At 74.8% G+C, this 16,153-nt stretch carries 15 protein-coding genes; 13 read left to right on the top strand and 2 right to left on the bottom strand.

Going from position 1 to position 16,153, the window contains the following annotated elements; translation table 11 throughout:
• Window positions 1-240 precede the first annotated feature (240 nt).
• Genes MTP10_RS34570 through MTP10_RS34620 form a run of 11 tightly spaced genes read left to right on the top strand, consistent with a single transcriptional unit; the run spans window position 241 to window position 11,442 of the window.
• Window positions 241-1,278: a ParB/RepB/Spo0J family partition protein gene (locus MTP10_RS34570; RefSeq protein WP_310715007.1), complete on the top strand. Its 1,038-nt coding sequence runs from the start codon at window positions 241-243 to the stop codon at window positions 1,276-1,278.
• Window positions 1,266-2,717, top strand: a complete 1,452-nt coding sequence (locus MTP10_RS34575; RefSeq protein ID WP_310715009.1) for a condensation domain-containing protein — start codon at window positions 1,266-1,268, stop codon at window positions 2,715-2,717. Before MTP10_RS34570 ends, MTP10_RS34575 begins: the two co-directional genes overlap by 13 nt.
• Window positions 2,714-3,619, top strand: coding sequence for a hypothetical protein (locus tag MTP10_RS34580; protein ID WP_310715011.1), 906 nt, complete (start codon window positions 2,714-2,716; stop codon window positions 3,617-3,619). The genes MTP10_RS34575 and MTP10_RS34580 overlap by 4 nt, the downstream gene beginning before the upstream one ends.
• A gap of 56 nt (window positions 3,620-3,675) precedes the next feature.
• Window positions 3,676-3,975 (top strand): acyl carrier protein, encoded by a 300-nt coding sequence (locus MTP10_RS34585; RefSeq protein ID WP_310715013.1) that lies wholly within the window; start codon window positions 3,676-3,678, stop codon window positions 3,973-3,975.
• On the top strand, window positions 3,972-5,120 hold the full coding sequence (locus tag MTP10_RS34590; protein ID WP_310715015.1) for an acyl-CoA dehydrogenase family protein: 1,149 nt from the start codon (window positions 3,972-3,974) through the stop codon (window positions 5,118-5,120). Before MTP10_RS34585 ends, MTP10_RS34590 begins: the two co-directional genes overlap by 4 nt.
• The gene (locus MTP10_RS34595; RefSeq protein WP_310715017.1) at window positions 5,120-6,274 is read left to right on the top strand and encodes a glycosyltransferase family 4 protein; all 1,155 of its coding nucleotides are present in this window, start codon (window positions 5,120-5,122) and stop codon (window positions 6,272-6,274) included. The genes MTP10_RS34590 and MTP10_RS34595 overlap by 1 nt, the downstream gene beginning before the upstream one ends.
• The gene (locus MTP10_RS34600) at window positions 6,271-7,149 is read left to right on the top strand and encodes a PIG-L family deacetylase (RefSeq protein WP_310715019.1); all 879 of its coding nucleotides are present in this window, start codon (window positions 6,271-6,273) and stop codon (window positions 7,147-7,149) included. Before MTP10_RS34595 ends, MTP10_RS34600 begins: the two co-directional genes overlap by 4 nt.
• 1 nt (window position 7,150) lies before the next feature.
• A complete protein-coding gene (locus MTP10_RS34605) occupies window positions 7,151-8,083 on the top strand; it encodes a phytanoyl-CoA dioxygenase family protein (RefSeq protein WP_310715022.1) in 933 nt (310 codons plus the stop codon).
• Between the two features lie 56 nt (window positions 8,084-8,139).
• The gene (locus MTP10_RS34610; protein WP_310715024.1) at window positions 8,140-8,661 is read left to right on the top strand and encodes a GNAT family N-acetyltransferase; all 522 of its coding nucleotides are present in this window, start codon (window positions 8,140-8,142) and stop codon (window positions 8,659-8,661) included.
• Window positions 8,662-8,695: 34 nt separating this feature from the next.
• Window positions 8,696-9,652 (top strand): phytanoyl-CoA dioxygenase family protein, encoded by a 957-nt coding sequence (locus MTP10_RS34615; protein ID WP_310715027.1) that lies wholly within the window; start codon window positions 8,696-8,698, stop codon window positions 9,650-9,652.
• Window positions 9,649-11,442: an ABC transporter ATP-binding protein gene (locus MTP10_RS34620; RefSeq protein ID WP_310715029.1), complete on the top strand. Its 1,794-nt coding sequence runs from the start codon at window positions 9,649-9,651 to the stop codon at window positions 11,440-11,442. The genes MTP10_RS34615 and MTP10_RS34620 overlap by 4 nt, the downstream gene beginning before the upstream one ends.
• A 26-nt stretch (window positions 11,443-11,468) precedes the next feature.
• On the opposite strand, the gene speB is transcribed toward MTP10_RS34620, so the two are convergent.
• A complete protein-coding gene (speB, locus tag MTP10_RS34625; protein WP_310715031.1) occupies window positions 11,469-12,308 on the bottom strand; it encodes an agmatinase in 840 nt (279 codons plus the stop codon).
• A 280-nt stretch (window positions 12,309-12,588) separates the two neighbouring features.
• Here speB and MTP10_RS34630 point away from each other — a divergent pair, with 280 nt between their 5' ends.
• Window positions 12,589-13,719, top strand: coding sequence for a YcaO-like family protein (locus tag MTP10_RS34630; RefSeq protein WP_310715033.1), 1,131 nt, complete (start codon window positions 12,589-12,591; stop codon window positions 13,717-13,719).
• Window positions 13,716-15,488 carry a TfuA-like protein gene (locus tag MTP10_RS34635; protein ID WP_310715035.1) on the top strand — a complete coding sequence of 591 codons (1,773 nt, stop codon included), beginning with the start codon at window positions 13,716-13,718 and terminating at the stop codon, window positions 15,486-15,488. The genes MTP10_RS34630 and MTP10_RS34635 overlap by 4 nt, the downstream gene beginning before the upstream one ends.
• Here MTP10_RS34635 and MTP10_RS34640 read toward each other — a convergent pair.
• Window positions 15,478-16,153: hypothetical protein (locus MTP10_RS34640; RefSeq protein ID WP_310715036.1), on the bottom strand; the 676-nt coding region annotated here is incomplete at its 5' end. The two genes, MTP10_RS34635 and MTP10_RS34640, sit on opposite strands and share 11 nt — an antisense overlap.

Here is a 16,153-nt window from a genome sequence, read left to right on the forward strand (position 1 = left end):
CAGCGAACTATTACTAGTAGTCACTATTGCGTGACAGATAGCACGTAATTGAAGGATGCATCGGTCCAGTGGAACAAAAGCTGCGTTATGGACTATCCGGATCTTGTGTGCTGTCATATGTGCCCTGCAAGCGTCGTCCGCATCCGACGCGGGCTCGCACCGGTGGCCGTCTCACACACCGGGGGAAATGTGGGAGTTCAGTCAGACCGTGAAAGTGATGAGCCGCGTCAGGTGTACGCGGTGCACATCAAGCTGCTGAAGAGGGGGGACTCGCCGCGCGTCCTGGGGGTGGACGAGGAGCACGTGCGCCGGCTGGCCGAGATCGACGACGACCTCCCGCCCATCCTGGTCCACCGCGCGACCATGCGGGTGATCGACGGGATGCACCGCCTGGGGGCGGCGATACTCAACGGCCGTCAGACGATCCTCGTGCGGTTCTTCGAGGGCAGCGACGAGGCGGCCTTCCTGGCGGCGGTCCGGGCCAACACCGCCCATGGCATGCCGCTGTCGCTGCAGGACCGGCGCGTGGCCGCGATGCGCATCCTCGAGTCCCATCCGGGCATGTCGGATCGGGCGGTCGCCGAGGTCGCGGGCCTGTCGGCGAAGACGGTGAGCGGCCTGCGCCGCTGTTCGACCGCTGAGACTCCACAGTTGAACGCCCGCATCGGCAAGGACGGCCGTCGCCGGCCGCTGAACGCCGAGGAGGGGCGGCTGCGCGCGGCCCGCGTGATCGCCGCCAACCCGGACGCCTCCCTCCGCAAGATCGCCGCGGACGCCGCCGTCTCGGTCGGCACCGCCCACGCCGTGCGCCAGCGGATCCGGCGCGGCGAGGACCCCATGGCGCCGCGCGTCACGGAGCGTCTCGGCGGCGTGCCGGGGACCGCCGGCCCGGACGACGCCGTCCAGGGCGCCGTCCGGAGCGCCGTCTCCCGGAACCCCGCCGGCACCGCCGCCGACGCGCGCCGGCGGGTGGCGGGGCAGCAGGCGGACGCGCTGCTGCGGCTGAGGTCGCTGCAGCGCGACCCGTCGCTGCGGCTGTCGGAGGCCGGCCGGCACCTGCTCCGCTGGATGCACAGCCACGTGATCGCCAGGGACATGCAGTCGGAGCTGGTGGACGCGGTCCCCACGCATCTGGCTCCCATCGTGGCGGACATGGCCTTGCAGTGCGCCGAGATCTGGAGCGACTTCGCGCAGGACGTCCAGGAGCGGCTGCGCGAGCAGTCGGAGCGTACGCCGCCGCTCCGCTCGCAGGCGGGGGAGCGGCCGTGGAAGGGGTGACGCACCGCCCGGTGCGGTTCGCCGGGCAGAGCACCGGGTCCGGGCCGGCCACCTGCGGGCAGGCGTCCATGTGGCTGGACATCACCGACAAGGACCCGCGCGAGGCGTTCTTCAACCCCTCCGGCGAGGTGGAGGTGCCGCCCGGCCCGTCCGTCGAGGACCTGCTGGCCGAGCTGGGCGCCCTGGTGTGCCGGCACGAGTCGCTGCGCACCCTCCTGGCCGAGGACGCCGACGGCCGCCTGACGCAGACGGTGACCGGCTCCGGGGAGCTGACCGTCCGCCTCGTCGACCTCGACGCCCCGGAGGAAGCGCACGGACAGGCGGGCCGGGCGGCGCTGTGGAAGGCGCTGGCCGAGCGCCGGCGGGTGGTCGAGCGGCTGCCGTTCGACCTCTCCGCCGAGCTGCCGTTACGTCCCACGATCTTCCACGGCTCGGGGGAGCCGCTGGCCGTCCTGCTGAGCGTGGCGCACACGGCCGCGGACGGCACCGGGGTGCGCAACCTCGTCGCCGACCTGACCGCGATGGTCGAGGCCCGCGCCAAGGGGCTGGACCGGCCGCCGCCGCCCGCCGCCCGGCAGCCGCTGGAGCAGGCCCGCTACGAGGCGTCCCCCGAGGGGGCGCGGCGGCTCGCGCGCGCCCTGGCGTACTGGCGCTCCCGGCTGGAGACGGTGCCCCGCACGATGTTCCCCATCGAGCCGGAGCCGGGCCCGCCCGCCTACCACGCGGCCGTGCTCCACTCCCGGGCGGCGGACCTCGCCCTGAACCTCCAGGCCGTCCGGTACGACGTCAGCGGCACGGCGGTCCTGCTCGCGGCCACAGGGCTCGTCCTCGGCGCGTACACCGGGATGCCGGAGTGCGCCGTACGGCTCATCTGCGCCAACCGCACCCGGGAGGAGGAGCGGCGCGCGGTCGCCTGCATGATCCAGGGCGCGCTCGTCTCGCTGGACCTCGGCGGGACGAGCTTCCGCGACGTCGTCGCACGGGCCTGGACGGCCTCCGTCCGCGCCTACCGCCACAGCCTGTACGACAAGCGGGAGCTGCGCCGGATCATGCGGGAGGCCGAGGCGCGCAGCGGTGCGCGGCTCGACCTGTCCTGCGTGTTCAACGACATGCGCGAGGAGATGCGGCCGGACCGCCGCCTGGCCGCCCACCGGGCCGGCTCCACCGGCGAGGAGTCCGTACGGGCCGCGACGCGCGACAGCGTGTTCCTGCCGGAGCCCGCGGTCGAGCAGGAGAAGTTCGCCCTGTACGCGGAGGACACGCCGGAGACCCTGCGGCTGACCCTGCACGCCGACTCCCGCTACCTGGGTCCCCAGGCCGTGCGCGACGTGCTGTTCGGCATCGAGCGCCTGCTGGTCGAGGCGGCGTTCGGCGAGGTACGCCCCGACCGGGTGGGCGAGCTGACCGGGATCGCCGCCGCCGGGCGGGACCCGCGATGAGCGGCGCGCCGGCGGACGTGGCGGTGACCGGCGCCGTTCCGGACGACACGCTGCGGGCGCTGCGGCTCGTCCCGGACGCCGCCCGCGGCTTCGACGTGCCCTGGGAGGCGGCCGGGCGCGACTACGGCCTGCCGCCCGGCGTGCTGGCCGCGATGCTCGCCGAAGGGCTGGGCCGGCCCACCGGCTTCGACCACTTCGACCTGCTCAACGTCTCGCTGGACCTGGGCGCGCGGTCCCTGTGGACGTTCGGCCCGGCCTCCTGGGCGAAGGGGCTGCGCGCCCCCGCCGGCACCGTCGTGCGCGCCGAGATCGAGTACGTCCCCGAGTGTGCGCACGAGCCGGGCGACGAGGACGACGCGGTGTGCGACTTCCAGGTCCTGTTGCCCACCGGGTGGGCCCCCTGCCCCGGCGGCTCGGCCGTCGCCCGCTTCGAGCTGCCCGCCTCGTGGCCCCGGCCGGAGCCGCGGGCCGCCGAGCTGCTGGAGGAGTTCGGCCGCGTCAGGTTCGTCCGCCTGCCCATGACGGTCGGGATGGACCCGGACTTCGTGGGGCGCACCGGCATCGCCGACTGCACCGGCGGCTCGCTGTTCCTGGTGCGGGAGGGCCGCCGCCGCGGGCTGCCGATCCGGCTCGCCCAGGGCGTCATCCTGTCGCCGCCGTTCTCCGTCCTGCACTACTGGGCGGAGATCGAGAACGACGGCCTGTGGGTGCCGCACGACCCGCTGATCGTGGGGGCGATGCTCCGCTGGGGGCTGCTCGACCCCGCCGAATGGGACGTGCTGCGCTCGACCGGCGCCGTCCTGGCCCGCGTCTCGGGGGAGATGGGGCCGGTGGGGCTGGACGCCGGCCGCCCGGCCGGGGTGTCCCTCGCGACCGCTGTGCGGACAGGACCGAGAGGTTGACCGCCGAGAGGTCGAACGCCGAGAGGTTGACCGCCGAGAGGATGGACGCCGAGAGGATGAGCACGGTGCCTTCGAGAGCCGTACACGGCGACGAGCGAACCCGGGTGGAGCGCAGGGTGCGCGACCTGCTGGCCGGCAGGGCGGTGCTGCCCGGCGTGATCGAGTCGGTCGAGCCCGGCGCCGACCTGTGGGAGCTGGGGATGGAGTCCCTGGCCATGGTGGGCGTCATGGTGGCCGTGGAGGACGAGTTCGGGGTCGAGTTCCCGGACGAGCTGCTGACCCGGGACACGTTCCGGTCGCTGGCGGCCGTCACGGACGCGGTCGTGAGCCTCACCCGGGCAGAGGACCCCGCGTGACGGAGGGCGGGGACCGTACAGGGGACCGCATCTGCCGGGAGCTCGCCGGCGGGGTGCTGGCCGAGCACGCGGCCGAGGTGGACCGGGACGCGCGCTTCCCCAAGGAGGCGCTGCGGGCCCTGCGCGCGCACGGCCTGCTCTCCGCGGCGGCCCCGGTGCAGCGCGGCGGCCTCGGCGCGGACGTGCCCGCGCTCGCCCGGATGGCCGCCAGGCTGGCGCGCGGCTGCGGCGCGACCGCCATGATCTGGGCGATGCACCAGGTCCAGCTCGCCTGCCTGCTGGCCTGCGACGAGGGTCCCGAGCTGCGCGAGGCCGTGGACAGGGTCGTCCGCGACCAGCTCCTCGTCGCCTCGGCCACCAGCGAGGCGGGCGTCGGCGGGGCGCTGCGCACCAGCGTGTGCGCGGTCGAGCGCGACGGCCCGTCCGCCCGCCTGGACAAGCACGCCACCACCGTCTCCTACGGAGGCGAGGCCGACGCCCTCCTCGTCAGCGCCCGTCGGGAGCCCGGCTCGCCGGCCGGCGACCAGGTCGCCGTGCTCGTCGACGCCGCCGAAGCGCGCCTGGAGGTCCTGGGCGGCTGGAACCCCCTCGGCATGCGGGGCACGTGCAGCCCCGCCCTCCGGGTCCGCGCCGGGTTCGAGGACTGGCGGATCCTGCCGGTGCCGTTCGGCGACCTGGTCGCGCGGGTGATGACGCCGCTGTCCCACGTGCTGTGGTCGGGTGTCTGGTATGGCCTGGCCGCCGAGGCCGCCGAGCGGGCCGTGAGCCACGCCAGGGAACGTGCCGGCGGCGAGTCCGCGCAGCCGCCGAGCGGCGGGCTGGCCGAGATGCGGTGGCGGCTGGCCGCCGTGGAGGCGCAGCTCGCGGAGACGGCGCGGGCCGCGCAGCAGGTCCTGGCGGGGGACGCGGAGCCGACCGCCGCCTTCGCGCAGCGGGTCAACTCGCTCAAGCTCGCCATGTCGGAGATCGCGGTGGACGTCGCGCTGACCGCCCTGCGGGTGTGCGGCATGGCCGGCTACTCCGAGGACGGCCCCCACTCCGTGGCCCGGCTCGTGCGCGACCTGCTGTCGGCCCCCCTGATGATCGGCAACGAGCGCCTGGTGACCATCGGCTCCCGGCTCGCCCTCGTGGCCCGGGACCGGTGATGACCGGAGCCTGGGCTCACCTGCTCCCGCCGGGTGAGGTCTACTCCCCGGCCAGCGGCGGCTCCCTCGGCACGGTCGCCGCCGAGCTGACCCGCGAGCACGCCCGCCACGGCCGCGCCACCGTCATCGTCGCCGACCGCGCCGGTGAGCATCTGCCGTCGGGGGTGCGGCTGCTGCCGTACGACAGTCCCGGCGAGACGCTGGGCGAGCGGGAGCGGCGCGAGGACGACGAGGCCGCCGCCCGCGGCGGGCGCCGCGAGCACTACGCCAGGTTCGTCCGGCCCGCGGTGGAGGCGCTGCCGCCTGAGTTCGGCGGCCCGGTCGTGCTGCACAACGCGGTCGCCGCCGTCCCCGAGCTGCGGCGGCTGCGGCCTCGGGCGCGGGTGTGCCTCTACCTGCACGCCGACATGTTCCGGTCGTTCCCGCCGGCCGAGCGGGCGCGCGTGGTGGCCGAGGCGGACCTGGTGGTGTGCGTCAGCCGGTTCGTGGCCGAGCGGTTCCTCGACGGCACCGGCCTGCCGCTCTCGGCGGTCGCGGTGGTGCACAACGGGCACGACCCGGCCAGGTTCCATCCCGCCGCCCGGCGCTCCGGTGACGTGCCGGTGGTGCTCTTCGCCGGCCGGCTCGCCCCCGAGAAGGGGCCGATGGCGCTGATCAACGCGTGCTTGGAGCTGGCGCGGGCCGGTGCCCGCTTCCGGCTGCGGGTGGTGGGCAACGCCGGGCTGTGCGCGTCGTCGGCGCCGGACCGGTTCGAGCGGCAGGTGAAGCGCCGGGCGTCGCTGCTGGGGGACCGGGTGGAGTTCTCGCCGTTCGTCGACCGCGCCGCCATCGGGGGCGTGTACCGGGAGGCCGACGTGCTCTGCGTGCCGTCGCTGTGCGAGGACGCCAGCCCGCTCGTCCTCACCGAGGGGATGGCCAGCGGCCTGGCGTGCCTGGCCAGCGCGCGCGGGGGAGTGCCCGAGGTCGGGAGGAACGCGGTGCGGTACTTCGACTACCGGCGGCCCGGCGACCTCGCCCGGCAGCTCGGACGCCTCCTTCACGAGCCCGCTCTGCGGGCCGAGCTGGGGCGTAGGGCGCTGCGCCGGGGGCGTGAGCTGACCTGGGAGACCCGGTACCGGTCGCTGTGGTCGCGCCTCACGGAGCCGGCCCGATGAGCGGGCCGGACGGCGCGCGGGGGCCGGTGCTGGTCGTGTCCGCGCACCTCGACGACGCGGTCCTGTCCTGGGGCGGCACGATCGCCGCGCTGACCCGGCAGGGCGCCAGGGTCGTGGTGCTGACCGTGTTCGCCGGCTGCGACGGTGACCCGATGCCGCCGTTCGCCGAGCTGTACCACTCCTGGTGGCGGGCGGCCGCCACCGACGCCGCCGGCGAGGCGAGCGCGGCCGGCGCGCCCGGTGTGCCCGGCGCGGCGGCGGACACGGCGGCGGCGGGCATGCGGCTGCGCCGCGCGGAGGACGTCCGCGCGTGCGCGGCGCTCGGCGCCGAGCACGCGCACCTGGACTTCACCGACGCCTTGTACCGGCGCACCGCCGACGGATCGCCCCGCTGCGTCGTCGGGGAGGACCTGTTCTCGGCGCCGGGAACGGACGACGTCGCGCTGGAGAAGGCCGTGGCCGGCGAGCTGGGCGGCTGGATCGCCCGGCTGGCCCCGGTGGAGGTGCACGCGCCCGCGGCGGTCGGTGGCCATCTCGACCACGTGCTGACCGCCCGCGCCTGCGCGTCGGCGCTGCGCGACGCCGCGTCCACGCCACGGGCGCGCTGGTACGAGGACCTGCCGTACGCGCTCGAACCGGCGGCGGAGCCGTCGGAGCCCGCCTCTGCCGCCCGCGGCCGGCCGGCCGTCTCGCCCCTGACCGGCGAGGACTGCCGGCGCAAGATCGCCGCCGCCGCCGCGTACCGGTCGCAGCACCCCATGCTCTGGGACGACGACTGGCCGGACCGGCTGCTGGCGCACGCCCGCGAGGCCGGCGGGGGAACGCCCGGCGAACGCCACTGGGAGGCCGCCCCGGGCCCGAACGGAGATCATTGACATGCCCGCGAAGCCCGTTGATAGCATCCTGCCCGTCTCCGGAGCCGGAGGTCACATGGCCGTCGCCCAGCAAGACCAGCGTGACTCGCACGAACCCGTCCCCTCGCCGTCCGTCCGGGCCTTCGACGTCCCCGGCGACCCGGCGGCCTGGCTGCACGCCGCGTCGCGGGCCCTCGCCGCCGACGGCGCCGTCCTGCTCACGGGCACCGGCCTGGCCGGCAGGGCCCGTGACGTCGGCCGGCGCATGCTCGGCGAGGTCCCCCTGCTGGTGGAGCACCACGACGCGCTGATGGCCTACGACGACGGCCACATGCGGCACCGGCCCCCCGGCGGGCGCGACGGGCACGTCGCGGCGTTCCTGGGGCACCCGGCCGTGCTCGCCCTGTGCGGGGCGTCGCTGGCCGCCCCGCGCGTGATCAGCTACCACGGTCACACCGTGCTCCCCGGCTCCTCGCCGCAGCCGGTCCACGCGGACTGGGAGCCGCTGTGGCCGCAGGCGCCGATCGACCACCCGCCGTTCATGCTGGCCGTCAACATCGCGCTGGTGGACACCGGCGAGCGCAACGGCAGCATCGAGGTCTGGCCGGGCACCCACGCGCTCGCCTCCCAGGACGTCTACCGGCACGGCTCGCTGTGCGTACGGGAGGACCTCCTGGAGGAGCGGCGGCGCGAACGACCGCCCGAGCGCGTCCCGATGAGCCCCGGCGACGTGCTGGTCCGCGACGTGCGGCTGTGGCACCGGGGCACCCGGAACACCACGGAAACCGCCCGCCCGATGCTGTGGCAACTGCTGGCCGCGCCGTGGCTGCGCGCCGAGCCGTCCGTGCTCCTGGAGGAGGACGTGCGCGGCGAGGTCGAGGCGCTGCCCGTCGACGTGGCCGCCGCGTACGTCGGCCACCCGGTCGGCGCCCTGTCCGACGGCGAGGCGGAGTGACCGCCCCGGCGCCCACAGCCTCTGCCCCTTCCCCGTCCAACGCCCAGGGAGGCCGCTTGCCGTCCGAGGTTCGCCTGATCACCGATCAGGACATCGAAGAGGTGCTCGTCCTGTGGGGACTCAACGCCGGGGAGCACGTCCCCCTGCTCTCCTACGACCGGTGGGGGCCGGGCGTGGCGGTGCCCGCGCGACCCGAGGTGGCGGAGGTGGAGGCGTTCACCCGTGACCCCCTCGACGGGACCAGGGACCTGCTGCGCGCCGCGCTCACCGACGAGCTGTCGTTCTGCCTGGTGGCCGCGTCCGCGAACGGGATCGACGGGTTCCTGACCGGGGAGCTCCACACCCAGTCCGTCAACGACTTCCGCATCGGCTCCATCCGCGAGCTGTACGTCCGCCAGGAGGACCGGCGCCGCGGCATCGGCTCCGCGCTGGTGGAGGGCGCGATCGCGGAGTTCCGGCGGCGGCGGGCGCGGATGTTCCGCGTCGAGGTCAACCCCGACTGGAAGGACGGCATGGCGTTCTGGCGGGCGCGGAGCGCGTGGCTGCAGGACGCGGTGGTCTTCAACCACTACGAGTGAACCGCCCACCCACCCGCGACACGCCCAGGAGAGCATGATGAGCCTGCAGAACGACGGTGTCACCGTGGCCGCCGAGGACTCCACGCCGATCGCCGGCGACCCGGTCGCGCTGCGGCGGCGCCTCCGGGAGGACGGCATGCTCCTGTTCCGGGGGCTGCTGCCCGAGGCGCGGCTGGCCGAGCTGCGCGCCCGCTTCACCGAGGTGCTGCGCCGGCACGACTGGCTGGCCACCGGCGAGGACACCGACGGTGACGGCGGTCTGCGTCCGGCCGCGAACCGCCGTGACGGCAGCCCGCGCTGGTGGCGCATGTACGAGGACCTGCAGCGGGTCGAGCTGATGCACGAGCTCGCGCACGCCCCGCGGCTCGTCGAGGCGATGCGGGCCGTCCTCGGCAAGCCGCTGCTGAACCACACGCGGCGCCAGGTCAGCCTCGTCCACCCGGGCTTCTGGATCCCGCCGCACCAGGAGCACACCTACGTCCAGGGCACCCCGGACGTGCTGACCGCCTGGGTGCCCTTCACCGCGTTCCCCGAGGACGGCGGGTCCCTGCGCGTGCTGCGGGAACGCTCCGTGCCGGGCGTGCGGCCGCTGACCGTGCTCGACACCGGCGGGGTCGAGGCCGTCGTGGAGCCGGGGGAGGGCGGCTGGTGGCGGGCCCCGGCGCTGGGGCCGGGCGACGTGGTCGTGATGCACGCGCTGGCGACGCGGGCCCTGGACGAGAACGTCTCGCCGTACCTGCGGGGCGCCGTCGAGTACCGCTACCAGTCCGCGCGCGAGCCGGTCTGCTTCGCCTCGCTCCGTCCGCACCACTACCCCCGGGTGCCCGGCTGGGAGGAGCTGGCGGCCGGCTGGTCCGAGCGGCGCTGGCTGCGGGTGCCGTTGCGGGTGCGGCAGGTGGACTTCCTGCTGCCCGACCGGCAGGAGAGCTGGCACGAGCTGCTGCCCCGCCCCGTCTCGCGGCTCGTCGAGGTGGAGCCCGGCCGGACGTGACACCATCAGGCCGGTCCACGGCAGGGGGCGGGGCCGGCGCGGCCCGGGTGGCGATCCGGCTCTGCTACGAGGCGTCGCCCAGGCTGCTGGTCCTCGTGCTGCTGCTGTCCACGGCGGTGTCCGCGTTGCCGGCGGCGCTGCTGCTCATCGTGCGCGAGATCGTCGGCGCCTTCACGACCGGCGAGGACGGCCGCGCGACGGTGTGGATCCTCGTGCTCGGCGGCCTGACCGCGCTGCGCGTCGCGCTGGGCGCGATGCTGTCCGTGCGCCGCGAGGAGCTGACCGAGCTGGTCGGGATCACCTCCGAGCAGCGGCTGCTGCGGGTCACCGGGTTCGCGCCGCTGGAGCGGTTCGACGACCCGGCCTGGTACGACGCGGTCGCGCGGGCGCACGACGGGGTGACCTGGCGGCCGGCCGCCATCGCCGGCATCCTCATCGAGCTGGGCGGCCAGATCGTCTCCCTGGCCGGCATGGTGGGCGTGCTGGCCGTCCTGGACGTCCGGCTCATCGGCCTGGCCCTGCTCGCCGGGGTGCCGCTGCTGGTGCAGCGGCGGATGGAGGCCCGCGCCGTCTACCTGGCGCGCCGGGGCATCACCGAGCTGGAGCGCCGCCGCGACTACCTCACCGAGCTGCTCGTCCGCCACGACCTCGCCAAGGACGTGCGCAGCTACGCGCTGGCCGCGCCGTTCGCGGAGATGCACGACGCCGTCAGCCGGCGCGCGCTGCGGGCCGTGGTCGCCGCGAGCCGGCACAACGTGAGCCGCGGGCTGGTCGCGGGGGTGCTCAGCGCCGTGTGCCTCGTCGTCGCGTACTTCCTCGCCGCCGGCCAGGCGTCGTCCGGCGCTCTGACGGCGGCCGAGCTGCTCCTCGTCTTCACCGCGTTCAGCACGCTCATGAACAGCACCGTGGACCTGTTCACCATCGTCGTGGACATCGAGGAGCACGCGGCGTACCTCACCGACTTCGTCGCGCTCGCTTATGGCCCGCAGCCGCCCGCCGAACGCCCGTCGCAGAGGCCGCCGGCCCTCTCCGGCTCGCCCCCCACGGTGGAGTTCCACCAGGTCGGGTACGCCTACGCAGGTGGGCCTCCGGTGCTGCGCGGGGCGTCGTTCACGCTCCTGCCGGGCGAGTTCGCCGTGCTGGTGGGGCCCAACGGGGCCGGCAAGTCCACGCTGGTCAAGCTCCTGCTCGGGCTGCTCAGCCCGGTCAGCGGGCGGATCCTGGTCGACGGCGCCGACGTGGCGGAGCTGGACCCGGCCCGGCTGCGGGAGCTGGTCGGCGTGCTGTACCAGGAGTACGGGCGTTACGAGTTCTCGGTGGCCGAGTCGGTCCGGCTGGGCCGGGCGGACCGGCCGCTGGACCGCGACCGGCTCGGCTTCGCGCTGCGGGCCAGCGGGCTCAGCCACGTGGTCGAGCAGCTGCCGCTCGGAGCCGACAACCCGGTGGGCCGGCTGTTCCCCGGGTCCCGGGAGCTGTCCGGCGGCCAGTGGCAGCGGCTGGCCCTGGCCAGGGTGCTCTACCGCGACGCGCCCGTGTGGGTGCTGGACGAGCCCACGGCGGCGCTCGACGTGCAGGCCGAGACCGCGCTGATCCAGCGGCTGCGCGCCGAGCGCGGCAGGCGGACCGTGCTGCTGATCACCCACCGGCTGGAGACGGCGCAGGCCGCCGACCGCGTCCTCGTGCTGGACGACGGGGTGCTGGTGGAGCACGGCTCCCACGACGAGCTGATCGCGCGCGGCGGCAGCTACGCCCGGCTGTGCGCCGAGTACGCCGCCCGATCGGCCTCCTGATCCGCCAGGGCTTCCGTGGGTGTGGTCTAGCCCGCGGCCTTGCGCTGGGCGGTGGCGGCCAGGAACTCCAGCACGCACCGGTTGGCCACCAGCGCGGTGACGTCGGCGTGGTCGTAGGGGGGAGCGACCTCCACGACGTCCAGGCCGACGACGTCGGTGGCGCGGACGAGATCGCGGATGCCGGCCAGCAGCTCGCGGCTCGTGAGCCCGCCGGGCTCGGGGGTGCCGGTGCCGGGCGCGTACGACGGGTCCAGGACGTCGATGTCGATGGAGATGTAGACCTTGCCGGTCACGGTGGAGATCACCTGCTGGACGATGTCCGTGAGCCCGGTCTCGTCCACGTCCATCATGGTCCAGTGCTCGACGCCGTGCTCGCCCGCCCAGGCGAAGGTCTCCCGGGACGGGCCGTAGCCGCGCAGCCCGATCTGGAACACCTGGTTGGTCAGCCCCTCCTCGATGACCCGCCGGACGGCCGTGGCGTGGGTGAGCAGGCGCTCCGGGCCGCCGTCCCAGGTGTCGGCGTGGGCGTCCCAGTGCACGAAGCTGACCGGCCCGTGCTTGTCCGCCACCGCCCGCAGGACCGGCAGCAGCACCGAATGGTCGCCTCCGAGCACGACGACCCGCTCGGCCACGGGCATGAGCTCGCGCAGCCACTTCTCGGCGGCGTCCAGGTTGCGGTCATGCTGTCCGGGCGTGACGGGCACGTCGCCCACGTCCACGATGCGCAGGTGCTCGAAGACCTCGGTCTCCAGCCCGACGTGGTAGAGGTTGCCAGAGATGAGGGCCGACGCCTCACGGATGGCCGCGGGACCGAAGCGCGCGCCCGGCCGTCCGCCGGTCCCCGAGTCGATGGGGACGCCCAGCACGACCACGTCACTCGGACGCCCCTCGAACCTTCCGTCATTTGACGGGGGAATGTCATGAAACGTCCGCGTGGGCACTCATATCCCCAATCGCACACTTGTCTCTTTGGTTATCGGTCGGCAGCATAGGTCAAAGATCGCGCGCACAACACCGTCCGCCAGCAGTGGCCATATGGGAGGAAATCTCATCTCTCGTTCTGCTATTGGGGAAATATCCGGACAGTGGGCCGATGCGTGGGCGCGGCCGATCCACAAGGCGTACCGCGACGGCACGGACCGGGCGGTGAGCCCCGCGAGCACCTTCGGCAGGGTGTCGCCGGCCATGGCCGTCGCCGGCATCACCCGCGTGGCGAACGTGACCGGCATGGACCGCATCGGCATCCCGGTCTGGTGCGCCATCCGCCCCGCCGCGCGCAGCCTGGCCGTCTCGCAGGGCAAGGGCGTCACCGCGGACGCGGCGAGGGTGTCGGCCGTCATGGAGTCGCTCGAGCTCTGGCACGCCGAGACCCACCACCTCCCGCTCCGCTACGACACCCACCGCGCGCTCGCCGCCTCCGGCGAGGCCGTCCTCGACCCGGCGACCCTCGTCCGCTGCCCCTGCAGCGAATACGCCCCGGACCGCCCCATGCGCTGGGTACGCGGCTGGGACCTGCTCCGGCGCGAGCCGGCGTGGGTGCCATACGAGGCGGTGCACTGCGACTGGCGGCTGCCGATCGCGCCCGGCGACCACGCCGTGCAGAACGGCTCCAACGGCCTGGCCTCCGGCAACAGCCTCATCGAGGCCACGGTCCACGCCCTGTGCGAGCTGGCCGAGCGGGACGCCATCGTGGCCGCGCAGGACGCCGGCGACCTGCTCGCCCCGCGGCGGATGGTGCGGCCCGAGTCGATCGGCGACGCCTCCTGCCTGGCCCTCCTCGAACGGTTCCGTCACGCCGGGATCGACGTGCTCGTCTGGGACCTCACCACGGAGACCGGGGTGCCGGTCTTCAACTGCCTGGCCCTGGAGACCGACACGCCCTGGTACCACCCGCTGCCGCAGACGCAGGGCTCCGGCTGCCATCCCCGCCGGTCCGTCGCGCTGTCCCGCGCGCTCACGGAGGCGGCGCAGGCCCGCGCCACCGTGATCGTGGGGTCCCGCGACGACATCGGCCGCGACCGGCAGAGCTGGTACTTCGACCCCGAGCAGCGGCGCGCCGTGGGCGACGCCGTACGGGACCGGCCGCTGCGCGACTACGGCGAGGTGCCCGACGTCGACCATCCGACGATCAACGAGGACCTGGACTGGCTGCTCACCCGGCTGGCGGCCTCGGGAGCCGGCTCCGCCGTGGTCGTGGACCTGACGATGGAGGACCTGGGCGTCCCGGTGGTCAAGGCGGTCGTACCCGGACTGCGGTGGCGGCCATGGGAGGAATGAGCGCGGCGTCCCGGCGCCCGCCGGTGATCTTCCTGGGGCCCACGCTGCCGGTCGAGCGGGCCTCCCGCATCCTGCGAGCCGACTACCGGCCGCCGGCCGAGCTGGGGAGCGTCTACCGCGCGGCCGACGAGCGCCCGGCGGCCATCGGCATCGTGGACGGCTACTTCGAACGGGTCCCCGCCGTGTGGCACAAGGAGATCCTGTACGCCCTCTCCCTCGGGATCCGGGTGTACGGGGCGGCGAGCATGGGGGCGTTGCGGGCGGCGGAGCTGGCCCCGTTCGGCATGATCCCGGTGGGGGAGGTGGCGCGGCAGTACCGCCTCGGCCTCCTGACCGACGACGACGAGGTGGCGGTGCTGCACGCCCCCGCGCAGGGCGGGCACCGGCCGCTGTCCGAGCCGATGGTGAACATCAGGGCGACGCTCGACGCGGCCGTCCGCGCGTCCGTGATCGGCGAGAACGTCGCCGCGGCGCTGACGACCCGCGCCAAGAACCTGTTCTACCCGGACCGGGACTGGCAGACGCTCCTCGACCCTGCCCATGCTGACCACGCCGATGATGCCGGGTCGGGTGATCCCGAGGCGCGCGAGCAGCTCGACCGGCTGCGCGCCTGGCTGCCGGCGGGCGCGGTGGACCAGAAGCGGCTGGACGCCGAGCGGCTGCTGGCGGAGATGGGACGGTGGCTCGCCACGGGCGACGGCCCGCCGCAGGCTCCGCCGGTGCCGTTCGAGCAGACGGAGAACTGGCGGGATTTCGTCGTGGGCGACGTCGCTCCGGGCGGCCCCGCGGCGGACGGCATGTCGCCGCGGCCCTCCGCGGCAGGCGGCTCCCCACGGCAAGCTCCACGAGAGGAGTCCAGGGCAGTGAACAGTGACGGCAGGCCGGGAATCCGGGACAGGTCCGAGACAGGCGCCCGCCCGCCGGCCCGCGCGGTCGGGCGCCCGGCGGAGGTGCCACGACGTCACGTCTCCGACATCGGCGACGTCCGCGAGCTGGAACGCATGCGCCGGCCCGTCCTCATCGAGGGAGCGCTGGACGACTGGCCCGCCCTCGAACGCTGGAACCCCGGCTACCTCCGCGAGCGGACCGGGCAGACACGGGTGCCCGTCGAGTTCTACCCCTCCGGGTCCTACTACGGCGGCTGGGTGCACGCGCCGCTGCGCATGGACCGCTACCTCGACATCCTCACCTCGCCGGGGGAGGCCGAGCGCTGCTATCTCGCCCAGGTGCCGCTGCTCGACCTGCTGCCGGAGCTGGCGGACGACCTGTCGGTGCCCGGCTGCCTGGCCGGGGGACCCGAGCTGGGGCTGGCGCTGTTCCTCGGCCGGGACACGGTGACCGCCCTGCACTACCACAGCAACGAGCAGGCCCTGCTGTGCCAGGTGAGCGGCGCCAAGGAAGTGCTCCTGTATCCGCCGCGGGATCACCGCTTCCTGAGTTACCACCCGTGGTATTCGTACCGGTTCAATTTCAGCCGTATTGATTTCTCGGCCTTGCCGGACACGCCGGATTCTCCGCTGCGGCGGACCAAACCATTGCGGTGCACCGTACGGGCGGGCGAAGCGCTTTACATCCCCCTTTACTGGGGGCATCTCGTGGAGGGGCCGGGGCTCACGTCGTCGGTCACGTTCTTCTGGCGGCCCACCGCCGGGCGCACCTGGTGGCCGCCCGCGATGCGGCTGCGCGCGGCCGTGGGCGGGGCCGTGCGGCGGCGGTTCGTCAGCCCCGTCAGTGAGGCGTTCAACCGCCGGTTCGGCCTCAACGACTGACCCGCCCGGCCCCGGCCAGCCACCCTTCGAGAACCGCCAGCCGGGCCGCCACCAGCGGCTCCACCGGTCCGCCGCCGGGGGCGAGGATCCCGTGGTCGAGGCAGAGCGGGAACGCGCCCACCCCGAAGCCCCGCTCCGGCTCCCACACCGGCGCCGTCCCGGTCCCCGGTGCGGGTTTCAGCGGTACGGGCGTGGAGCCGAGCGCGCCTCGGGCGGTGCGGGGGACGAGTGAGACGACCAGGGCGGCGCGCCGCAGGTGGGATGCGGGCAGGGCCGCGTCGTAGCGGGCGTTCGGCGGCAACCGGAGCGCCCACGCGGCGAAGGCCGGGTCCAGGAACGGCGACCTGCGCGGGACGGCGGCGACAGCGGCCACGGCGGCCGGGAGCGGCCCCGCGAAGCGCGCCATGCGGGCCAGCGCGTACGCCCGGACCGGGTCCCGCTCCCCGGCGAGACGCTCGACCAGCCGGCTGACCCAGGCCGCCGTCCACGTCTCCACCCGCGCGAGCCGTTCCGGCGCCAGCACGCGCGGCGCCTCCGTCAGCGCGTCGGCGAACGGCGCCAGCGCCACCTGCAACCTGGCCCGGAGCCGGCGGGCCCGCGGCCCCCGGCCCAGCACGGCGCGGGGAGGGGGCCGCCGCGGTACTCGCGGACGCCGCGGCCGTGCT

This window comes from Nonomuraea sp. 3-1Str, from assembly GCF_031570565.1.
Classification (GTDB): Bacteria; Actinomycetota; Actinomycetes; order Streptosporangiales; family Streptosporangiaceae; genus Nonomuraea.

Coding starts and splice junctions, on each gene's coding strand:
- MTP10_RS34600 (WP_310715019.1), top strand. CDS start 6,271: ATGAGCGGGCCGGACGGCGCGCGGGGGCCGGTGCTGGTCGTGTCCGCG.
- MTP10_RS34595 (WP_310715017.1), top strand. CDS start 5,120: ATGACCGGAGCCTGGGCTCACCTGCTCCCGCCGGGTGAGGTCTACTCC.
- MTP10_RS34585 (WP_310715013.1), top strand. CDS start 3,676: ATGAGCACGGTGCCTTCGAGAGCCGTACACGGCGACGAGCGAACCCGG.
- MTP10_RS34605 (WP_310715022.1), top strand. CDS start 7,151: ATGCCCGCGAAGCCCGTTGATAGCATCCTGCCCGTCTCCGGAGCCGGA.
- MTP10_RS34635 (WP_310715035.1), top strand. CDS start 13,716: ATGAGCGCGGCGTCCCGGCGCCCGCCGGTGATCTTCCTGGGGCCCACG.
- MTP10_RS34580 (WP_310715011.1), top strand. CDS start 2,714: ATGAGCGGCGCGCCGGCGGACGTGGCGGTGACCGGCGCCGTTCCGGAC.
- MTP10_RS34615 (WP_310715027.1), top strand. CDS start 8,696: ATGATGAGCCTGCAGAACGACGGTGTCACCGTGGCCGCCGAGGACTCC.